This is a genomic window from Roseateles chitinivorans, from assembly GCF_002761755.1.
Lineage (GTDB): Bacteria > Pseudomonadota > Gammaproteobacteria > Burkholderiales > Burkholderiaceae_C > Roseateles > Roseateles chitinivorans.
The window spans coordinates 1-18,673 of record NZ_PEOG01000035.1 but is presented as its reverse complement, the minus strand read 5'-3'; the positions used below and the strand labels follow the sequence as shown (position 1 = coordinate 18,673).

Below are 18,673 nucleotides of genomic sequence, written 5' to 3'. Positions count from 1 at the left end.
ACAGCACCTTGGACCATGGTCCTGTGCTGCCCTTGCCCCATCAGCCCGGTAGAGGATCGGAAAAACCCGCGATTATAGACGTGGACGGGCCAGCGTCAAACTTTGTGCGGCTTGACAGGCGTCCCGCCTGCGAGGGAGGCGAGGAATTTCTCGTCCTTCTTGTCGAGCCGACCGTCGCGTCGCGCCGCCTCGATCAATTCCGGGCGACGTGCCAGCGTCAGCATCAGCGACTGCTCGCGGCGCCAGCGCGCGATCTCGGCATGGTGGCCGGACAGCAGCACCGGCGGCACCGGCAAGGGCCCTTCGGGTGTCTCCAGGACCTCGGGACGGCTGAAATGCGGGCAGTCCAGCAGGCCGTCGGAGAAGCTGTCCTGCTGATGCGAAGCCGCGTCGTTGAGCACGCCGTCCTGCAGGCGGGCGATGGCGTCCAGCATCGCGATCGCCGGCAGTTCGCCGCCCGACAGCACGAAGTCGCCCAGGCTGATCTCCATCGTCACGTGACGGTCCAGCACGCGCTGGTCAATGCCTTCGTAGCGTCCGCAGAGCAGGATGGCGCCCTCGCCCACCGCCAGCTCCCGCGCCAGCGCCTGGTCGAGCCGGCGGCCGGTGGGGCTGAAATGGATCACCGCGGGCGCCCCCGGATGGGTGGTGGCGCGGTCGGCCTTGACCGCGGCCAGCGCACGCTCCAGCGGCGCGGCCAGCATCACCATGCCGGGTCCGCCGCCAAAGGGGCGGTCGTCGACCCGGCGGTAGTTGTCTTCGGCGTAATCGCGCATCTGCCACAGGCGCACGTCGACCTGCCGGCTCTCGTAGGCGCGACGGGTCACGCCGACCCGCAGGAAGGGGTCGAACAGTTCAGGAAACAGCGTGAGCACGTCGAAGCGCATGGGCAGTCAGGCCCGCGGCTTCAGTAGTCGAGGTCCCAGTCGACCGGGATGACCCGCGCGGCCTTGTCGACGTCGCCGACATAGGCGTTCACGAACGGGATCAGGATCTCTTCATCCGGCTTGACCGGTGCGGTCTTGCCGGCGGGCAGGATGCGCAGCACGCAGTGCGGGCCGGTGTCGATCAGGTCGATCACCTCGCCCAGCGTCGTGCCGTCCTTGTTGACGACCGACATGCCGATCAGGTCGACCCAATAGAACTCGTCGTCGTCCGTCTCGGGGAACACGCTGCGCGAGACGAAGATGCGGGCGCCCTTGAGCGCCTCGGCGCCGTTGCGGTCGGCCACGCCTTCCACCTGGGCGACGATGCCGTCCGCATGGTCGCGGACAGCCAGGATCTTGAGCACGGGCGGCACGACATGCGGCTTGCCCGGCAGCGCCTTCTCGCTCGGTTTCAGGAACCAGCGGCGAGAGGCGAAGAGCGCCTGGGCATCGGCGGAGTGGCTGAGGATCTTCAGCCAGCCCTTGATGCCCCAGGCGTCCAGCACGCGCCCGACTTCGATGGCGTCTTCCGGGAAGGCCGGAGAGGACTCGATCACGTCGTCAGGCGCCTGCTTCATCGCTGCGATCCGTGGATCAGGCAGCGGCGGCGGCCGGAGCGGCAGCCTTCTTGGACACGTCGACCAGACGGGCGACGGCCGGCGACAGCTGGGCGCCCACGCCGACCCAGTACGACACGCGGTCCTGCGAGACGCGCAGGCCTTCGGCGTTGCCGGAGGCGACCGGGTTGTAGAAGCCGACGCGCTCGATGAAGCGGCCGTCGCGGCGGTTGCGGCTGTCGGTCACGACGATGTTGTAGAACGGACGCTTCTTGGAGCCACCGCGGGAGAGTCGAATCACGACCATGATCTATCCTTCAGGTTTTGAGCGTTCCACCGCACCAGGGAGACACACAGGGGCAAGCAGACAATGAACCGACCGTTCCGTACAGGGCGCGCGTGTGTCGCGCATCAGATCCCCGGGACAGGTCGGCAGCTGGCACCGTAGATACGCCCCCGGTCCGTCCTTCGCCCCGCCAGCCCCGGATCAGGAAGCTTCGAAGCGTGACAGCCACACCCAGGGGCCAGCGCCAAAACCCGGCATTATAAACTCGCTCTTGACGCTTTGTCCTCCTCCCCCAATGACGACAACCACCAGCAGTTCCTCCCCGCTCCTGATCCGCCCCAGTCTGGAAGGCGACATCGCCGCGATCCAGCAGATCTACGAACATGCGGTGCTGCACGGCACCGGCACCTTCGAGACCGACGTCCCCGATCGCGCCGAGATGGCCCGCCGCCGCACCGAGGTGCTCAGCCGCAGCCTGCCCTACCTGGTCGCGGAGCGTGACGGACAAGTGCTCGGCTACGCGTATGCCAACTATTTCCGCCCGCGTCTGGCCTATCGCTATTTCGTCGAGGACTCGATCTACCTCGCGCCGCAGGCGCAGGGACAAGGCGTCGGCCGCCTGCTGCTGGCCGAGTTGATCGCGCGCTGCGAGGCCGCCGGCGCGCGGCAGATGATCGCCGTCATCGGCGATTCGCAGAACCTGGGCTCGATTGGCGTGCACCGCAGCCATGGCTTCGAGGACGTCGGCGTCATGAAGGCCGCTGGATGGAAGTTCGGCAAGTGGCTGGACGTGGTGCTGATGCAGCGCCAGCTGGGCCAGGGCGACACCAGCTCGCCGACCGGAGCGACCGCCACGGCGCCGGCCCAGGCGACCGCACCGGTCACGCCGGACCCGACCCCCGCCGCATGAGCGCCCTCGCCCCGGCCGACGGCAGCGCGGCGGACGCCAAGTCCAAGACCGTGGCCACCTGGCTGAGCTTCGCGCTCGGCAGCCTCGGGGCGCACCGCTTCTATCTTCATGGCTTCGGCGACCGGCTCGGCTGGCTGCATCCGTTGCCGACGCTGCTGGGGCTGTATGGCGTCCACCGGATGGACACCCTCGGCCAGGACGATGTCGCCGCCTGGTTCCTGATCCCGCTGCTGGGACTGATGCTCGCGCAGAGCATGCTGGCCGGCATCGTCTACGGCCTCACGTCCGACGAGCGCTGGGCCGAGCGCTTCAATCCCGGCCAACCGGTGCGCAGGACCGGCTGGCTGCCGATCCTCGGCGTCATCGCCTGCCTGATGGTCGGCGGCGCCTGCCTGATGGCGACGATCGCGTTCTCGGCGCAGCGCTATTTCGAATCGCAGGTCGAGGCGGCGCGCGAGATCAGTCAATAAGCCCGCGAAGGCTGCGCTACTGCCGCCGCCGCTGCTGGCCGTCGCTGCCCTCTCCCGCAAGCGGAAGAGGGCCAAGAAGACTCAGAACAGCGTGAAGCTGATCCAGTAGAACAACCCCCCGATGAAGGCCGACGCCGGGATCGTGAAGATCCAGGCCCAGACGATGTTGCCGGCCACGCCCCAGCGCACCGACGAGGCACGCTGCGTCGAGCCCACGCCGACGATGGCGCCGGTGATGGTGTGGGTGGTCGACACCGGGATGCCGAGCGCGGTGGCCAGGAACAGCGTGATCGCGCCGCCGGTTTCCGCGCAGAAGCCGCCCACCGGCTTGAGCTTGGTGATCTTCTGTCCCATCGTGCGGACGATGCGCCAGCCGCCGAACATGGTGCCCAGGCCGATGGCCAGGTAGCAGACGACGATCACCCAGGTCGGCGGCGAGTGTTCGCCGGCGCCCGCATACCCCGAGGCGATCAGCAACATCCAGATCAGGCCGATCGTCTTCTGCGCGTCGTTGCCACCATGGCCCAGGCTATACAGGCCGGCCGAGACCAGCTGCAGCCGTCGGAACCAGTTGTCCACCCGCAGCGGCGAGCTGCGGCGGAACAGCCAGGCCACCGCCACCATCAGCAGCGAGCCGAGCAGGAAGCCCAGCAGCGGCGACACGAAGATGAACATCACCGTCTTGCCGATGCCGCTCATGATCAGGCCCTTGGTGCCCGCCTTGGCGATCGCCGCGCCGACCAGGCCGCCGATCAGCGCGTGGGACGAGCTCGACGGGATGCCGTAGAACCAGGTGATCACGTTCCAGGCGATCGCGCCGATCAGCGCGCCGAAGATCACATGGTGGTCGACGATGCTCGCGTCGATCGATCCCTTGCCGATCGTGGCCGCCACCTTCAGCTCGAAGAACAGCACCGCGATCACGTTGAAGAAGGCCGCGAACAGCACGGCCTGCTGCGGCTTGAGCACGCCGGTCGAGACGACCGTCGCGATCGAGTTGGCCGCATCGTGGAAGCCGTTCATGAAGTCGAAGGCGATGGCCAGCACCACCAGCATGGCCACGACCCAGAAGGCCACCTGCATCGTTCCCATAGCAGACGCTCCGCTATCGGATCAGGAGTTCTCGAGGACGATGCCCTCGATCAGGTTGGCCACGTCCTCGCAGCGGTCGGAGATCGACTCCAGCTGCTCGTAGATGGCCTTGAGCTTGATCAGCTCGCGCACGTCCTCCTGCTCGCGGAACAGCTTGGACATCGCGGCGCGCATCACGCGGTCGGCATCGGACTCGAGCTTGTCGATCTCCTCGCAGGCCTTGATGGCCGCCTCGGCGGTGTGCGGCTCGCTGAGCTTGGGCAGCAGGGTGACGGCATGCTTGACCCGCTCGCAGCACTTGGCCGACAGCTCGCCCAGGCGCAGCACTTCGTCGGGGATGGAGCGCACGTCGTAGAGCTGCATCGTTTCACTGGAGTCCTGCAGCAGGTCCAGGATGTCGTCCATCGCGTTGATCAGGCCGTGGATCTGCTCCCGGTCGATCGGCGTGATGAAGGTCCGGTGCAGCAGCCGGTTCACCTCGGCGGTGATGCGGTCGGCATGGTGCTCGGCCTTGTCGACCTCGGCGGCATACTTTTCGCGCAGCGTCAGGTCGTTGTAGTTCTGGATCATGAGCATGAAGGCGCGCGCGCCTTCCACGATCTGCGTGCCGTGCTCATTGAACAGTTCGAAGAAATTGCCCTCGCGGGGCAGCAGCTTGCCGAAAAACATGGGGGAGGCTCCGCGCCGTGCGATCCACGCCGGATCGTCACAAATGGTTCATTTCCGTGTCACGGAAAACCCGCAAGTGTAGCGGCCTAGGGCCCGAACGGGCCATGGGGCCGGCGCAACGGCTCGTCCTCGCGTTCGATCGCCTGGGCGTCGACGCCGGGCAGATGGCTCTTCAGGGCGCCGAGTCCTGGCGCGCTCAGCGTCGGATCGAGTTCCAGCAAGGGCCTGAGGACGAAGGCGCGTTGATGCAGCCTCGGATGGGGCACGGCCAGACGCTCGAGCGCGACGGTCTCGTCGCCGTAGAGCAGCAGGTCCAGGTCGAGCGTGCGCGGCGCGTTGACGAACGGACGCTCGCGTCCATGACGCAGCTCGATCGCCTGCAGCGCCCCGAGCAGCGTCAACGGCGGCAGGGCCGTGCGCACGCGCGCGACGGCATTCAGGTAGTCGGGCCCCTCGCAGCCGACCGGCGCGCTGCGCCAGGCGCCGGAGACGGCCTCCAGGGTCAGGTCCTTCACGTCGGCGAGGTCGGCCAGCGCCGCCTCCAGCGTGCGCCGCAGGTCGCCGAGGTTGGCGCCCAGGCCGACGTAGGCCGTGATCATTCGTCGGCGGACGACGCCGCCGGGGCGCTCGACGATTCGCCGGCACCCGCCGACTTCGGCTTGCGACGACGACGACGCTTCTTGGCCGGATGGGACATGCCGCCCTCCCCGTCCATCGCCTCGGGATCGATCGGCAAGGCCGCCGCCGATTCACCGGTCACCGGCACCGCCGGGACATTGCCGGCGGCCACCGAGCCGCGCGGCACCGAGTGCACGCGCCCGCCACCCGCCTTGGGCTTGCTGCGCGGACCGGTCTGGCGCTGCGTCTCGCGCGCCTGGTCGAGCAATGCGCGGCGATCGTCCTCGCTGCCGAGCGCGAAGTCCTCCCACCAGTCGGCCAGCGCCGGATCGATCTCGCCCGCCTCGGCGCGCAGCGCGAGGAAGTCGAAGCCGGCGCGGTAGCGCGGCTGCTCGATCAGGCGATGCGGCCCGCTGCCGGTGCGGCGCTCGAAGCGCGGCTGCATCATCCAGATCTCGCGCATGTCCGCCGCCAGCTTGCCGCGGCCGGAGATGTCGCCGACACGCGCGTCGAAGACCAGGTCGATGGCCTGCTGCAGCGCCGGCACCGCGCCCTCGCCGGCGTCGATCAGGCGCTTCCAGCGCTGCTGCACCTCGCCCCACAGCATGCAGGCCAGCATGAAGCTCGGCGCCACCGAGCGACCCTCGGCGACCCGCTTGTCCGTGTCTTCCAGCGCCAGCCGGACGAACTTGCCATGCACGTTGTCCGGCAGCGCGCCATCCTTGTCCAGCACCGCGTCCAGGATCGGGAACACGCCGCGCGCCAGGCCCTGCTTGCGCAGTTCCTCGATGCTCGCGAGCGCGTGGCCGGTCTGCAGCAGCTTGATCATCTCGTCGAACATCCGCGACAGCGGTACGTTCGCGAGCAGCGGCCCCATCGCCACGATCGGCGCGCGGGTCTTGGGTTCGATCGTGAAGCCGAGCTTGGCGGCGAAGCGCACCGCGCGCAGGATGCGCACCGGGTCCTCGCGGTAGCGGGTCTCGGGGTCGCCGATCATGCGCAGCACCTTCTTGCGCGCGTCGGCCAGGCCGCCGTGGTAGTCGACCACCAACTGGCGCTGCGGGTCGTAGTACATCGCGTTGACGGTGAAGTCGCGGCGCGCCGCGTCCTCGATCTGCGGCCCCCAGACGTTGTCGCGCAGCACCCGGCCCGAGGCGTCGACGACATGCGACTTGCCGTCGAGTGCGCTCTTGGACGTCTTCTCGTTGCCCTGCACCTGCTCGGCGTCGTCCTCCTTGAGCAGCGCGCGGAAGGTCGAGACCTCGATCACCTCGTGCTCGCGGCCGCGGCCGTAGACCACGTGGACGATGCGGAAGCGCCGGCCGATGATGAATGCCCGGCGGAACTGGTTCTTCACCTGCTCCGGCGTGGCGTCGGTGGCGACGTCGAAGTCCTTGGGCCGGCGGCCCAGCAGCAGGTCGCGCACGGCGCCGCCGACGATGTAGGCCTCGAAGCCCGCGTCGGTCAGCCCCTTGACGACCTTGACGCCGCGCTCGTCCAGCAGCGCCGGATCGATGCGGTGTTCCTCCGCGGCGATTTCCACCCGCTTGCCCAGCGGCGTGGCGGTCCCCTCGGGCTTGCCCAACAGCTTGTTGATCAGTTTTTTAATCATTCGAACAGCTTCAATATCGGCCAGCCGCGCTCGCGCGCCAGCGTCTCGAGGGCCGCGGTGGGATTGGTCGCCACCGGATGGCTGACCCGCTCCAGCAGCGGCAGGTCGTTCATCGAGTCGCTGTAGAAATGCACGCGCTCGAAATCCTCCCAGCGCCGGCCCTGCGCGGCCAGCCACTCGTTCACGCGCACGATCTTGCCCGCCTGGAAGGACGGGGTGCCGCGCACGCGACCGGTGAACGCGCCGGTCGCGTCGCGTTCCAGCTGCACGGCGATCAGGTGATCGATGCCGAAGGCCTGGGCGATCGGCGCGGTCACGAATTCATTGGTCGCGGTCACCACGACCACGAGATCTCCGGCATCCAGGTGGCGCTGCACCAGTGCGCGCGCATTGTCGCGCAACATCGGCGCGACGATCCGGCTCATGAATTCGGCCCGGGCGGCCTCGGCCTCGGCCAGTGGACGGGCACGCCAGACGGAGGTGGCGAACTCGACGTACTCGTCCAGGTCCAGCTCGCCGCGCTGGTACTGCGCATAGAACTCGTCGTTGCGGGCCGCCCAGGCGGCGCCGTCGGCCCAGCCGATCTCCACCATGTAGGCGCCGAAGGCGTGATCCGAGTCCTGCGGGATCAGGGTGCCGTCGAGGTCGAACAGGGTCAGGTCCACGTGATGTCCTTGAAAAACCTTGAAATCGTTGCAACCGGCGACGCACCGCGGCTCAGGCGGGCGCGCCCTGGTCGGCGAGCATCTGGCGCAGCAGCGGCACGGTGACGGCGCGTTTGCTGGCCAGCGCGAATTCATCCAGCCCGTCGAGCAGCGTCATCAGGTGCTTGAGGTCGCGGGCGTAGCGGGTGAGCAGGTAGTCGATGACATCGTCGGTCAGCGCGATGCCGCGGCGGTCCGCCTCGCGGCGCAGCACCGCGCGCACCTCGGCCTCGGACAGCGGCACCAGCGCGAAGGTCGGCCCCCAGCCGAGCCGGGTGCGCAGGTCCTCTCGCAGGGCGAGGTCCACCGGCGGCGCGGTGCCGGTCGAAACGACCGCCAGCCCCAGCGTCGCCGCCTCGACGAACAGCGCGAAGGCCGCATGCTGCTGGCCGGCGTCGAAGCGCTGCGTATCGTCGAGCAGCAGCAGGCTCGGATGGGTGGGCAGCTCCCAGGGCAGCGGCGTGTCGGCGTCATACCAGCCGACCTGGGCGCCGGCGTGCTGCCAGTGCTGGGCGAGCGCGCGCAGCAGGTGCGTCTTGCCGCTGCCCGGCGGCCCCCACAGGAAAACCGGCGGCGAGCCCGCGCCCAGCCCCAGCACATGCGTGAGGGCTGCGGTGTTGGCACCGGTGAGGAGCGTGTCAAAGGTGTAGTCGGGCTCGGGACCGAGCGACAGCGGGATCTGCTTCAAACCACTTCAGCGTTGGATGGAGGGAGGCCCCTGGCGGCGACGCCGGGCCGGGCCCTCAAGGAGCGGGATTCTAAGCGGCGCCTCCCACCCGCCCGTCCCGCCGACCACCCCGAGGGCGGGGGCCGGCAAAGGGCAGCCCAGGAACGGCACCCTCAATGGAAGGTCGCCGGGCCGCCTTCGCCATCCCGGATCTGCTGCAGGCATTGCTCCAGCTCGACCTGCTCGACGCGGTCCCCGGGCAGCAGCGCCACCAGCTTGCGCTGCACGGCCAGCAGCCGGGGCAGGTCCTGGCGGTCCATGTGGATCTGCTTGAGGTTGCGCAGCATCCGCGCCAGGATCTGGCGCGGCGACGCGGTGCCCAGGAAGGCATCCAGCGACATCGGCTCCTGCGGCATCATCCCGGCGCGCTCGCGCCAGGGGCTGAGGAACTCGTCGAGCTCGCCACGTCCGAGCGAGCGCCCGCTGAACGGATCCAGCACCACCTCGCCCTGCGGCAGCCGCAGCTTCATCAGGAAATGCCCCGGAAAGCTGACCCCCTTCACCCGCAGGCCGACATGGGCGGCGAGCTCCATGTAGATGATCGCCAGCGTGATCGGGATGCCGCGCCGGGTCGCCAGCACCTGGTGCAGGTAGCTGTTGCCGATCGAGTAGTAGTCGTTGACGTTGCCCGCGAAGCCGAGCTCGCCGTGGAAGTACTGGTTGAGCATCCGCAGCCGATGGCTCGGCGGCGCGTCGGCCGGCAGGCGCTGGCGCAGCCGCTCGCCGAGCCGGTCCAGCTCCGCCATCACCTGCTGCACGTCCAGCCGGGGGACGTCGTCCAGCGCGATCGCGGCAGCGGCTTCGGCCAGGTTCAGCGTGTCGTCGTCGGCAACCAGCGTCGAGAAATAGTCCAGCGCCGACGGCACCGTCCACTGCAGGGGCGAACTCATGCGCCCGAGTCTACGCCCTGGCCTGCCGGCAGCATCCGCGTCGACCCGAGGAGCCGGTGCCGGGACCCGGCACTCAAGCCCGGCGCGCGAACTGGCGCAGCTTCACCCCCAGCAGCAGCAGCACGCCGAAGTACAGCAGCGCCGACGCGCCCAGGCTCAGCGCCATCCAGCCGGCGCGCGCCAGCTCGAATTGGAAGCCCTTGCCGCCGACCCAGGCGAAGTGCCCGGCCAGCCACCACTGCAGCGCGCCCATCGCCGCGCTGGCGAGCAGCACGCGCAGCAGGAACAGCGCCCAGCCGGCTTCCGGCGTGTAGGTCCCCAGCCGGCGCAGCCCGCGCAGCAGCAGCAGCGCGTTGACCACCGCGCCCAGGCCGATCGACAGCGACAGGCCGGCGACGCCGATCTGGAAGCCGAAGACGAAGATCGCATTGAAGACCTGCGTCAGCACCAGCACGCCGACGGCGATGCGCACCGGCGTGCGCATGTCCTGTCGCGCGTAGAAGCCGGGCGCGAGCACCTTGATCGACACCAGTCCCATCAGCCCGAGTCCGTAGCCCATCACCGCATGGGCAGTGCTGGTGACATCGGCGGCGCGGAAGGCGCCGCGCTGGTAGAGCACCGCGACCAGCGGCTCGGCGAAGACCACCAGCGCGACCGCGCAGGGCAGCGCCAGCAGCAGCGTCAGGCGCAGCCCCCAGTCGAGCAGGCCCGAATACTTCTCGGTCTCGCCCCTGGCGGTGCTGGCCGCCAGCTGCGGCGTCAGCACCACGCCCAGCGCGACGCCGAGCAGCGCGATCGGAAACTCCATCAGGCGGTCCGCGTAGGTCAGCCACGACGCGGCGCCCTCACCCACCGAGATCGCGATCTGCGTGTTGATCAGCAACGACAGCTGCGCCACGCCGACGCCCAGCAGCGCCGGTCCCATCTTGCGCAAGACCTGGCGCACGCCCTCGTCGGCGGCGGCGCGCCGAAGGCCGGACAGTCCCAGCGCGAAACGCGGCATCAGGCCGATCTTCCTCAGCGCCGGCACCTGCAGCGCCAGCTGCAGCAGTCCACCGACCATCACGCCCACCGCCAGGGAATAGATGGGCGCGTAGCCCTGTCGCTCCAGCACGGGCGCCAGCCCGTAGCCGCAGGCCAGCGAGGCCAGGTTCAGCAGCACCGGCGTCACCGCCGGCACGACGAAGCGCTTCCAGGTGTTCAGGATGCCGGCCGACAGCGCCACCAGCGACATGAAGCCGATGTAGGGGAACATCCAACGCGTCATCACGACGGCGGCCTCATGGGCCGGCGCGGACAGCCCCGCGCCGAGCGCCCAGACGAGCACCGGTGCGCCGACGACGCCCAGCACGCAGGTCACCAGCAGCGCCCAGAGCAGCACGGTGGCGACCGCGTCGATCAGGTGCCGGGTGGCGTCGTCGCCGTCCCTGGCGCGGGCCGCGGCCAGCGCCGGCACGAAGGCCTGCGAGAACGCGCCCTCGGCGAACAGCCGCCGCAGCATGTTGGGAATGCGGAAGGCGACGTTGTAGGCGTCGGTCATTGCATTCGCGCCGAACAGGCCGGCCACCATCTGCTCGCGGACCAGCCCGGTGATGCGGGACAACAGGGTGAAGATCGAGACGACGGAGGCGGTGCGGAGCAGATTCATGCGGAAGCGGCGCGGCGGAGCGGAAAGGAGCGAAGCGGCCCTGGCAGGCGACCGCGCATTATGGGTGTCTCGCTGACGCGCAATGCCTGGGATTTGGTTTTTCCATTCCTGGCTGCTATACTCGCCGTCTTTGCACCAACTGGACCCATAAGACAATGGCAAGCTCTTCCAAAGCCAAGAAGAAAACCGTGCGTCTGGCCTCGGGCCGCAAGCGCGCACGTCAAGACGTCAAGCTGAACGCCGCCAACTCGGCGCTGCGTTCGAAGTTCCGCACGGTCATCAAGAACGTGCAAAAGGCGATCGTCACTGGCGACAAGGCCAAGGCCGCCGACCTGTTCAAGACCGCCCAGCCCGTGATCGATTCGGTCGCCGACAAGGGCATCTTCCACAAGAACAAGGCTGCTCGTCACAAGAGCCGCCTGTCCGCCAAGATCAAGGCGCTGGCCGCCTGATAGCCAAGATCCAGCTCTGGTGCATGCAAAAGCCCGCCACCCGGCGGGCTTTTTCATTCCCGCCACTCCGGGCGGCTGCGGGTTGGGCGCATAGCGTCGTTGCGGATCCTCGCCATAGCGCCGCTATGGCTCCGGTCCGCGCCTAGCTCTGCATCCCAACCCGCAGCCGCCCGGAGCGGCGGACCACGGAAACACCACCTGAGACCATCAGAGCGGCATCGGGGTGGTGATCTGACCCACCACCTCCCGCACGTGGAGCCAATCCACGACGTTGCGCGCCACCCAGTCCCCGTCGTCCAGCGGCAGGTCGTGGCCCGCATGCTTGTGCAGCCGCAGCGGCGCACCCCAGGCGCGGCTGATGGCTTGTGAGCACCGCCAGTCCACCAGCGAATCACCCTGGCTGCAGAGCAGCAGCATCGGCGGCTCCGGCTTGGCGATGCTGGCGCGATAACGCGCCGCCGCGAGCAGTTGCCGCAGCGCATTGCGGCGGCGCACCGGATGCCGTCGCTGGATCGACACCCAGTCATCAATCACCTGGTCGGGCTGCCGCTGCAGCCGGGTCGTCATCTGCAGCACCTTGGCCTCGCGCCGGCGCAGGCTCAGCCGCGTCAGGCTCAGCACCAGCAAGGACCAGTAGTTCGACGGACGTAGGCGACGGAAGAAGGCGCTGAAGGGTCGCAGGCTGGTGTTGATCAGGACGACACCATCGAGCTCGCCCGGATGCCGCGCCGCCCATTCGCTGGCGACCATCGCACCCAGCGACATCGCCAGCACCTGGTACGGCGGCGGCACGCCACGGCGGCGCAGCTCCGCGCGGCACGCTTCCATCATCGCGTCCACATGCGTCGGGCTGCTCTGCCGGTGCTTGTCGCCGTTGCCGGGCAGGTCCAGCAGCTCGAGCCGCGCATCCGGCTGCTGCACCCGCAAGGCACGCTGCAGGCGCGCCGGAAAGTCGCCCCAATGGCCGCTCTCGCGCGTCAGGCCGCGCAGCAGCACCCAGGTGTGCTCGCTCATCGGACCGTCCTCCGATACCAGCGGATCAACGCCTGCTCCCCGTGATCGATTCTTGTGTCCGGCCCCGGCAGCCACCGGAACGCGCTCTGCGTCGCGCGAGTCATGAAGTCCATCCAAGCCATGTGGCGGCGCAAGACCCGCTGCTGTCGATGTTCGATCAGCGGGTTGAACATGCCGTGGCGGGAGAGTAGCTGTCGCGGATTTTTCTTGACCCACAGCCATGACCCCATTTCGAGCGTCATTGGCAGGAAGATCCCTCGATCAAGGGAGAGCGCCTCGTCGTACAGGTGGTCCCACAGGTCGCCGTGGGTCAGGTAATGCCGGCTCTGCGGCTCCATCACATAGGGATGCGGGGACAGGCATTGATCAAGCACCTCGCACAGCGCATGGATCTCGGCGAGGTGGCGCATCGGTCGCCGCGTGCGCGCGTACGGAAACCAGATGCGGTCGCGCAGGCCGAAGCCGCTGTGGAAGTCGATGGACACCGCGACCGGCCGCCCCAGCAACTCCTCGCGGACGAAGCGGCACAGGGCCTCGCTCTCCACCTCCATCGGCGCGCCGCCCGGGCCGCGGAAGTACGGCAGCTGGCGGGTCAGGCGATGCCCGCCGATCAGGAAGGGCACGCCACGGTCGGCGTCCTGCGGCGCATTGCGCATCAGGTCCACGCCCTGCGGGTTCGCGCGCGTGCCGGCCCGGATACCGCCCGGATTGACGAGGGGAAGGAACACCAGCCGGAGCGACTCGAGCTGCTGATGCAGGCTCAGGTCCCAGCGCAGGCGCCGCACCAGGCTGCCGAGGTAGGCCAGCACCACCTGCGCGCCGATGCGCTCCAGCCCATGGACGCCGCCGATGAACCCGAGCGCGGGCACGGAGGGATCGGGGTTGCCCAGGGTCACGCCGATCACCGGCATCGCTCCAGCGGGGGCGGCGACGGTGGCCAGCTCGCGGGCATGCAGCATCGAGCCTCCCTGATCGATCAGGCGCAGCAACTCCTGCAGTTCCGGCAGGGCGGCCGCGGCCCGCGGGGCCGCGTCGGCGGAGAGGACGGCCATGTGCGGGCGCTCGATCGAAGGGTCGCGGGGAACCCGTCAGCCTAGGCGAGCGCAGGCGTGCTGGCGATGGCCCGTTCGGACCGGGGGCGCCCCTCCAGCGGGGGAAGGCTCTTGGGCGATGCGGTGAAGCGTCAGGGGACGGGGACCGCCGCGAGCGCGGTGGTCGCGGTGGTGGTGCTCAGGCCTTGCCCGCCTCGCGCCCGTCCGGCAGCAGGCAGGCGTCGACGACCTGCAGCTTGTTGTCGCGCGCGAAATTCATGACGAAGTCCCAGGCCATCGGCTCGACGGACTTCAGCGCCTCGTTGACGATCACGCACTTCACGCCGTTGACGACACGCGGCACGCAGTAGGGGGAGTAGCCCAGGTAGGCATCGCGGCCGCTGCGGGTGCCGCCCGGCCGAAAGCAGGACATCGCGCCAGCCAGACGTTCGGCCCAGTCGCTCGGGCGGAAGGTGCGACCATCCGTGGTGATCCCCTGGATGAACACTTCTCGCGGCTTGGGCTGCTCAGTCATTGGCTACTCGGTCTGCGTCCCGGCCCGCGGCGGCTGCGGCACTCCTTTGACGAGGGTCAACCGCGGCAGGCAAAACCGCTATTGTGCCTTGGATGTGTTGCGCCGCAGCACACATGGATTTCTGCTCGCCCACTGGTCAGTCGGCCTGCCGACGCTGTCCAGGAGGAATCTCCTCGCCAGCCAGGGTCGACCCGTAGAATCGGCCGCTTCCCCCTGCCCTCCCCCGCCGGGCCGCCCGGCGCAGGACTTGCCAGGGTGCTCTGGAGGTTTTTCCGCAGCGGCCCTGACCAGCCGCATTTCCCACCCCCTCCTACTTTCTGGAGACTTGATGAACGCCCCGGACTCCTCGTTCGCCGCCCCGACCGAACCCCATGTGATGCAAACCTACGGCCGCCTGCCGATCGCCCTGTCGCACGGCGAAGGCGCCTGGGTGTGGGACACGGCCGGCCGACGATACCTGGACGGCCTGGGCGGGATCGCCGTCAACACGCTCGGACACAACCATCCGAAGCTGGTGGCGGCGCTGCGGGACCAGGTGGGCAAGCTGATCCACACCAGCAACTACTACCACGTCCCGCTGCAGGAGCAGCTCGCGGCCAAGCTCTGCGCGCTGTCCGGCCTGACCAACGTCTTCTTCTGCAACTCCGGCCTGGAGGCCAACGAGGCGGCGCTCAAGATCGCGCGCAAGTACGGCCATGACCGCGGCAATGCCAATCCCGAGGTGATCGTCTTCGAGAAGGCCTTCCACGGCCGCTCGATCGCGACACTGTCGGCCACCGGCAATCCGAAGGTCCAGGCGGGCTTCGGCCCGCTGGTGCCGGGCTTCGTCCGCGTGCCGCTGAACGACATCGAGGCCCTGCGCCAGGCCCTCGCCGCGCATCCGGACGTGACCGCGATCTTCCTGGAGACCATCCAGGGCGAAGGCGGCATCAACCCGGCGCGCATCGACTTCCTGAAGGACCTGCGCAAGCTCTGCGACGAGCACGACCTGCTGCTGATGCTGGACGAGGTGCAGTGCGGCATCGGCCGCACCGGCAAGTGGTTCGCGCACCAATGGGCCGGCATCGTGCCGGACGTGATGCCGCTGGCCAAGGGCCTGGGCTCGGGCGTGCCGATCGGCGCGGTGGTGTGCGGCGACAAGGCCGCCAAGGTCTTCGGGCCGGGCAACCACGGCACCACCTTCGGCGGCAATCCGCTGGCGATGCGCGCTGGCGTCGAGACGCTGGCGGTGATGGAGACGGACGGCCTGCTGGCCAATGCCGCGACCGTCGGCGCGGAGCTCAAGGCGGCGATCGAGCACGGCCTGGCGGGCCTTCCCGGCGTGGTCGAGGTGCGCGGCCAGGGCCTGATGCTGGGCATCGAGCTGGACCGCCCCTGCGGCGTGCTGCTGACGCAGGCGATGGAGGCGGGCCTGCTGCTGAGCGTGACGGCCGACAAGGTCATCCGCCTGGTGCCGCCGCTGATCCTGACCAGTGCCGAGGCCGCGGAGATCGCGGCGCGTCTGGTGCCGCTGGTGAAGGCCTTCCTGGCCGCGCCGGCGTCGGCGCCATGAAGCCGGGGAACCGCCTCATGCGTCACTACCTGCAGTTCAAGGACCTGCGCGCGGAAGAGTACGCCCACCTGTTCGACCGCGCCGCGATCATCAAGCGGCGCTTCAAGAACTACGAGAAGTACCAGCCGCTGCAGGATCGCACCCTCGCGATGATCTTCGAGAAGGCGTCGACCCGCACCCGCGTCAGCTTCGAGGCGGGCATGTACCAGATGGGCGGCTCGGTGGTGCACCTGACCACCGGCGACAGCCAGCTGGGCCGCGCCGAGCCGATCGAGGACAGCGCGCGCGTGATCAGCCGCATGGTCGACATCGTGATGATCCGCACCTTCGAGCAGACCAAGCTGGAGCGCTTCGCGGCGCACTCGCGGGTGCCGGTGATCAACGGCCTGACCAACGAGTACCACCCGTGCCAGATCCTGGCGGATCTGTTCACCTTCATCGAGCAGCGCGGCATGGACCGCCGCGGCGCGATCGACATGGACTGCCTGAAGGGACGCGTGGTGGCCTGGGTCGGTGACGGCAACAACATGGCCAACACCTGGCTGCAGGCGGCGGAGATCCTGGGCTTCACCGTGCATGTGAGCACGCCCAGCGGCTACGAGGTGGATCCGGCAGTCGCCGGCATCAAGGACACCCGCTGCTACAAGGTCTTCCAGGACCCGAAGGAGGCCTGCCGCGGCGCGGACCTGGTGACGACGGACGTCTGGACCAGCATGGGCTACGAGGCCGAGAACGAGGCGCGCCGCGCCGCCTTCGCGGACTGGTGCGTCGACGCGGACATGATGGCCGTGGCGAAGCCGGACGCGCTGTTCATGCACTGCCTGCCGGCGCATCGCGGCGAGGAGGTCGCCGCCGAGGTGATCGACGGCCCGCAATCGGTGGTCTGGGACGAGGCCGAGAACCGCATGCATGTGCAGAAGGCGCTGATGGAGTACCTGCTGCTGGGCCGGATCGGCTGAGCGGCGGCCGTCTCCCCCTGTACGACCAGGCCCGCCTCGCGCGGGCCTTTTCCTTGCGGCGCGGCCGCGCTACTTCGCGATGGCGAGCGGCTTGAGCCCTTCTTCATAGGACCCGGTCGGATAGTGCTTCTGCACGGTCTTCCAGACCGCGCCCGACCGCGCGCTGCGCTCCAGCGCGTCGACCAGCAGTTCGCGGTCCTTCGCGGCCAGATGCCGCGACAGGTAGATCCCGCTGTCGGTCCAGTTGAGCTCGGCCACCGGCTCCAGCCGCAGCCGCTCCAGCAGCGGGCGGGTGCGCGAGTCCTGCAGCAGCGTCCCCGCCAGGATCGACGGCGCCATCACCGTGACGTCGGCGAGGCTGCGCTCCAGCGCGCGCACGACCGCCGCCGCGTCGGCCTCGACCACCAGCCGGCGTTGCGCCTTGAGCGTCCTCAGCAGGTCCTGGTAGGGCTCGCCGTAGTCGAAACCGCGCACCACCGCCACGCGCAATTCGCGGCGCTCGGCCAGTTCGGCCAGGCTGTCGACCGGGGCACGGTCCGATGCCAGCGAGATCAGCAGCGCCCGGGCCTTCATCACTGGAATGAAGTCGCCGTGCAGGTCGCGCTTGGAAGTCCGTGTCGCCGGCACCAGGACGTCGGCGCCGTTGGCGGCGAACATCGCCTCGACCCGGGCCCGCGGCACGACGGTGAATTCGAACTGGCAGCCGGTCTCCGCGGCCACCTTGCGCAGCAGCTCCGGAAAGACGCCGCTGACCTCGCCGCCCGAGGTCACCACGCTCAGGCCGATCGGCGCCACCGGCACCCGGATCGGACGGGTGCAGTCGGCCCGCGCCGCACCCGCGGCCACGCCCAGCCCGCACAGCAGCCAGGCCGCGGCGCGCCGGCGCGCGCGTGTCCATCGATCGATCACCACCGCCCCCGTGCGCATGCGCGCGGGCCCGTCCGGCCGCCCGAATCGCCACGTCGTCATCTTGTCTTCTCCCGTGCCGGCACTGCCGCTGGCGGCGCATCCGTCCGCCGCCCGCAGCGCGCCATGTCGCCGTCCAGGGTAGCAAAGCGCCGGCACGCCACAACGCGTGAAACCCGCGGCTCCCGCTGTTCATCGCCCATCCGGAGGGGGAGCGCCCCTCCGGTTCGGGGGAGCCCCGGCCGCCGCCTTGCGCTCCAATGGATCCCCTCGCGCCGGAAGCGGCGAACGCCGGCTCGTCTGCCCCGGCGACCGCGACCGGTCCTCGCCCCGCCCTCGCCGACTCGCGAAGCTTGGCGTCAGCCGTCCGTGGCATCCTGTGCCTGCTCATGAAAACCGCTCTGATCTCCGACCTGCACGCCAACCGCCAGGCGTTCGAGGCCGTCCTCGACCACGCCCGGCGGCAGGGCGCGGGGCATTTCGCACTCCTGGGCGACTACGTCGGCTACGGCAGCGATCCCGGCTGGGTGGTGGACCAGGTCCGCGCGCTGCGCGCCGCCGGGGCGGTCGTCGTCGCGGGCAATCACGACCTGGGTGTGACCCAGGGACCGCGGCCGACGATGAACGAGGACGCGCGCGCCGCCATCGCCTGGACCCGCGCGCGGCTCGCCGAGGACCAGCTGGCCTTCCTCGCCAGCCTGCCGATGGCCGAGGAGGAGGACGACTGCCTCTACGTGCACGCCAACGCCTTCGACCCGGCCGGCTTCGCCTATGTGCAGGGCCGGCTGGAGGCGATGCGCAGCCTGCATGCGACCGAGTGCCGCTACACCTTCTGCGGCCACATGCACGAGCCGATGCTCTACCACCTGTCGGGCACCGGCAAGGCGGGCGACTTCCGGCCCCAGCCCGGCGTGCCGATCCCGCTGCTGCCCAACCGGCAATGGCTGGTCATCCCCGGCGCCTGCGGCCAGCCGCGCGACGGCAACCCGGCAGCGGCCTACGCGCTGTTCGACCACGACAGCGAGGAGCTGAGCTTCCAGCGCGTCCCCTACGATGTCGAGGCCGCCGCCGCCGCGCTGCGCGCCGCGCCCGGCCTGCCGGCCGGCCTCGCGGAC

Annotated in this window: 21 protein-coding genes; 6 read left to right on the top strand and 15 right to left on the bottom strand. The window is 69.4% G+C overall.

Annotation, left to right across the window (positions count from 1 at the left end; all coding sequences use genetic code 11):
• Positions 1–95: 95 nt before the first annotated feature.
• Genes trmD through rpsP form a run of 3 tightly spaced genes read right to left on the bottom strand, consistent with a single transcriptional unit; the run spans position 96 to position 1,790 of the window.
• Positions 96–887: a tRNA (guanosine(37)-N1)-methyltransferase TrmD gene (trmD, locus tag CS062_RS14030; protein ID WP_099862238.1), complete on the bottom strand. Its 792-nt coding sequence runs from the start codon at positions 885–887 to the stop codon at positions 96–98.
• A gap of 20 nt (positions 888–907) precedes the next feature.
• Positions 908–1,504 (bottom strand): ribosome maturation factor RimM, encoded by a 597-nt coding sequence (gene rimM, locus CS062_RS14025; protein ID WP_099862237.1) that lies wholly within the window; start codon positions 1,502–1,504, stop codon positions 908–910.
• Between the two features lie 16 nt (positions 1,505–1,520).
• Positions 1,521–1,790, bottom strand: coding sequence for a 30S ribosomal protein S16 (gene rpsP / locus CS062_RS14020; protein ID WP_091723493.1), 270 nt, complete (start codon positions 1,788–1,790; stop codon positions 1,521–1,523).
• Positions 1,791–2,064: 274 nt separating this feature from the next.
• On the opposite strand from rpsP, the gene CS062_RS14015 reads away from it, so the two are divergent.
• Together CS062_RS14015 and CS062_RS14010 are read left to right on the top strand one after the other, a co-directional pair.
• On the top strand, positions 2,065–2,679 hold the full coding sequence (locus tag CS062_RS14015; protein ID WP_099862236.1) for a GNAT family N-acetyltransferase: 615 nt from the start codon (positions 2,065–2,067) through the stop codon (positions 2,677–2,679).
• Positions 2,676–3,149 carry a TM2 domain-containing protein gene (locus CS062_RS14010; protein WP_099862235.1) on the top strand — a complete coding sequence of 158 codons (474 nt, stop codon included), beginning with the start codon at positions 2,676–2,678 and terminating at the stop codon, positions 3,147–3,149. The genes CS062_RS14015 and CS062_RS14010 overlap by 4 nt, the downstream gene beginning before the upstream one ends.
• Before the next feature lie 81 nt (positions 3,150–3,230).
• Here the strand turns inward: CS062_RS14010 and CS062_RS14005 are convergent, their stop codons facing one another.
• The 8 genes from CS062_RS14005 to murJ all read right to left on the bottom strand — a co-directional run bounded on the left by CS062_RS14005 (position 3,231) and on the right by murJ (position 11,109).
• A complete protein-coding gene (locus CS062_RS14005) occupies positions 3,231–4,241 on the bottom strand; it encodes an inorganic phosphate transporter (protein ID WP_099862234.1) in 1,011 nt (336 codons plus the stop codon).
• Between the two features lie 21 nt (positions 4,242–4,262).
• Positions 4,263–4,910, bottom strand: a complete 648-nt coding sequence (locus CS062_RS14000; protein WP_091723483.1) for a DUF47 domain-containing protein — start codon at positions 4,908–4,910, stop codon at positions 4,263–4,265.
• An 86-nt stretch (positions 4,911–4,996) separates the two neighbouring features.
• Entirely contained in the window at positions 4,997–5,509 is a 513-nt protein-coding gene (gene folK / locus CS062_RS13995; protein ID WP_099862233.1) for a 2-amino-4-hydroxy-6-hydroxymethyldihydropteridine diphosphokinase, read from the bottom strand.
• The gene (gene pcnB / locus CS062_RS13990) at positions 5,506–7,140 is read right to left on the bottom strand and encodes a polynucleotide adenylyltransferase PcnB (RefSeq protein WP_099862232.1); all 1,635 of its coding nucleotides are present in this window, start codon (positions 7,138–7,140) and stop codon (positions 5,506–5,508) included. Before pcnB ends, folK begins: the two co-directional genes overlap by 4 nt.
• Entirely contained in the window at positions 7,137–7,805 is a 669-nt protein-coding gene (locus tag CS062_RS13985) for a histidinol-phosphatase (protein ID WP_099862231.1), read from the bottom strand. Before CS062_RS13985 ends, pcnB begins: the two co-directional genes overlap by 4 nt.
• 52 nt (positions 7,806–7,857) lie before the next feature.
• Positions 7,858–8,532: an HdaA/DnaA family protein gene (locus tag CS062_RS13980; protein ID WP_099862230.1), complete on the bottom strand. Its 675-nt coding sequence runs from the start codon at positions 8,530–8,532 to the stop codon at positions 7,858–7,860.
• Between the two features lie 152 nt (positions 8,533–8,684).
• Positions 8,685–9,461 (bottom strand): SirB1 family protein, encoded by a 777-nt coding sequence (locus CS062_RS13975; RefSeq protein ID WP_099862229.1) that lies wholly within the window; start codon positions 9,459–9,461, stop codon positions 8,685–8,687.
• Between the two features lie 73 nt (positions 9,462–9,534).
• Positions 9,535–11,109, bottom strand: a complete 1,575-nt coding sequence (gene murJ / locus CS062_RS13970; protein ID WP_099862228.1) for a murein biosynthesis integral membrane protein MurJ — start codon at positions 11,107–11,109, stop codon at positions 9,535–9,537.
• A gap of 155 nt (positions 11,110–11,264) precedes the next feature.
• Between murJ and rpsT the strand changes: the two genes are divergently transcribed.
• Positions 11,265–11,561 (top strand): 30S ribosomal protein S20, encoded by a 297-nt coding sequence (gene rpsT / locus CS062_RS13965; RefSeq protein ID WP_067066702.1) that lies wholly within the window; start codon positions 11,265–11,267, stop codon positions 11,559–11,561.
• Between the two features lie 207 nt (positions 11,562–11,768).
• Here the strand turns inward: rpsT and CS062_RS13960 are convergent, their stop codons facing one another.
• The 3 genes from CS062_RS13960 to CS062_RS13950 all read right to left on the bottom strand — a co-directional run bounded on the left by CS062_RS13960 (position 11,769) and on the right by CS062_RS13950 (position 14,141).
• The gene (locus CS062_RS13960; RefSeq protein WP_099862227.1) at positions 11,769–12,575 is read right to left on the bottom strand and encodes an alpha/beta fold hydrolase; all 807 of its coding nucleotides are present in this window, start codon (positions 12,573–12,575) and stop codon (positions 11,769–11,771) included.
• Positions 12,572–13,627, bottom strand: coding sequence for a M14 family zinc carboxypeptidase (locus tag CS062_RS13955; RefSeq protein ID WP_099862226.1), 1,056 nt, complete (start codon positions 13,625–13,627; stop codon positions 12,572–12,574). Before CS062_RS13955 ends, CS062_RS13960 begins: the two co-directional genes overlap by 4 nt.
• A 178-nt stretch (positions 13,628–13,805) precedes the next feature.
• Complete coding sequence (locus CS062_RS13950; RefSeq protein WP_099862225.1) at positions 13,806–14,141, bottom strand: DUF3579 domain-containing protein; 336 nt, start codon at positions 14,139–14,141, stop codon at positions 13,806–13,808.
• 328 nt (positions 14,142–14,469) lie between these two features.
• Here CS062_RS13950 and CS062_RS13945 point away from each other — a divergent pair, with 328 nt between their 5' ends.
• Both CS062_RS13945 and argF read left to right on the top strand, forming a co-directional pair.
• Positions 14,470–15,693 carry an aspartate aminotransferase family protein gene (locus CS062_RS13945; RefSeq protein WP_099862224.1) on the top strand — a complete coding sequence of 408 codons (1,224 nt, stop codon included), beginning with the start codon at positions 14,470–14,472 and terminating at the stop codon, positions 15,691–15,693.
• On the top strand, positions 15,690–16,652 hold the full coding sequence (argF, locus tag CS062_RS13940) for an ornithine carbamoyltransferase (RefSeq protein ID WP_099862223.1): 963 nt from the start codon (positions 15,690–15,692) through the stop codon (positions 16,650–16,652). Before CS062_RS13945 ends, argF begins: the two co-directional genes overlap by 4 nt.
• Positions 16,653–16,721: 69 nt before the next feature.
• Here argF and CS062_RS13935 read toward each other — a convergent pair whose 3' ends face one another.
• Positions 16,722–17,621 carry a substrate-binding periplasmic protein gene (locus tag CS062_RS13935; protein ID WP_099862222.1) on the bottom strand — a complete coding sequence of 300 codons (900 nt, stop codon included), beginning with the start codon at positions 17,619–17,621 and terminating at the stop codon, positions 16,722–16,724.
• 326 nt (positions 17,622–17,947) lie between these two features.
• On the opposite strand from CS062_RS13935, the gene CS062_RS13930 reads away from it, so the two are divergent.
• A partial coding sequence (locus CS062_RS13930) for a metallophosphoesterase family protein (protein WP_099862221.1) occupies positions 17,948–18,673 on the top strand: 726 nt, incomplete at its 3' end.

Coding starts and splice junctions, on each gene's coding strand:
- CS062_RS14005 (WP_099862234.1), bottom strand. CDS start 4,241: ATGGGAACGATGCAGGTGGCCTTCTGGGTCGTGGCCATGCTGGTGGTG.
- trmD (WP_099862238.1), bottom strand. CDS start 887: ATGCGCTTCGACGTGCTCACGCTGTTTCCTGAACTGTTCGACCCCTTC.
- CS062_RS13975 (WP_099862229.1), bottom strand. CDS start 9,461: ATGAGTTCGCCCCTGCAGTGGACGGTGCCGTCGGCGCTGGACTATTTC.
- CS062_RS13935 (WP_099862222.1), bottom strand. CDS start 17,621: ATGACGACGTGGCGATTCGGGCGGCCGGACGGGCCCGCGCGCATGCGC.
- argF (WP_099862223.1), top strand. CDS start 15,690: ATGAAGCCGGGGAACCGCCTCATGCGTCACTACCTGCAGTTCAAGGAC.
- pcnB (WP_099862232.1), bottom strand. CDS start 7,140: ATGATTAAAAAACTGATCAACAAGCTGTTGGGCAAGCCCGAGGGGACC.
- CS062_RS13945 (WP_099862224.1), top strand. CDS start 14,470: ATGAACGCCCCGGACTCCTCGTTCGCCGCCCCGACCGAACCCCATGTG.
- rimM (WP_099862237.1), bottom strand. CDS start 1,504: ATGAAGCAGGCGCCTGACGACGTGATCGAGTCCTCTCCGGCCTTCCCG.
- rpsP (WP_091723493.1), bottom strand. CDS start 1,790: ATGGTCGTGATTCGACTCTCCCGCGGTGGCTCCAAGAAGCGTCCGTTC.
- CS062_RS13955 (WP_099862226.1), bottom strand. CDS start 13,627: ATGGCCGTCCTCTCCGCCGACGCGGCCCCGCGGGCCGCGGCCGCCCTG.
- murJ (WP_099862228.1), bottom strand. CDS start 11,109: ATGAATCTGCTCCGCACCGCCTCCGTCGTCTCGATCTTCACCCTGTTG.
- folK (WP_099862233.1), bottom strand. CDS start 5,509: ATGATCACGGCCTACGTCGGCCTGGGCGCCAACCTCGGCGACCTGCGG.
- CS062_RS14000 (WP_091723483.1), bottom strand. CDS start 4,910: ATGTTTTTCGGCAAGCTGCTGCCCCGCGAGGGCAATTTCTTCGAACTG.
- rpsT (WP_067066702.1), top strand. CDS start 11,265: ATGGCAAGCTCTTCCAAAGCCAAGAAGAAAACCGTGCGTCTGGCCTCG.
- CS062_RS13950 (WP_099862225.1), bottom strand. CDS start 14,141: ATGACTGAGCAGCCCAAGCCGCGAGAAGTGTTCATCCAGGGGATCACC.
- CS062_RS14010 (WP_099862235.1), top strand. CDS start 2,676: ATGAGCGCCCTCGCCCCGGCCGACGGCAGCGCGGCGGACGCCAAGTCC.
- CS062_RS13960 (WP_099862227.1), bottom strand. CDS start 12,575: ATGAGCGAGCACACCTGGGTGCTGCTGCGCGGCCTGACGCGCGAGAGC.
- CS062_RS14015 (WP_099862236.1), top strand. CDS start 2,065: ATGACGACAACCACCAGCAGTTCCTCCCCGCTCCTGATCCGCCCCAGT.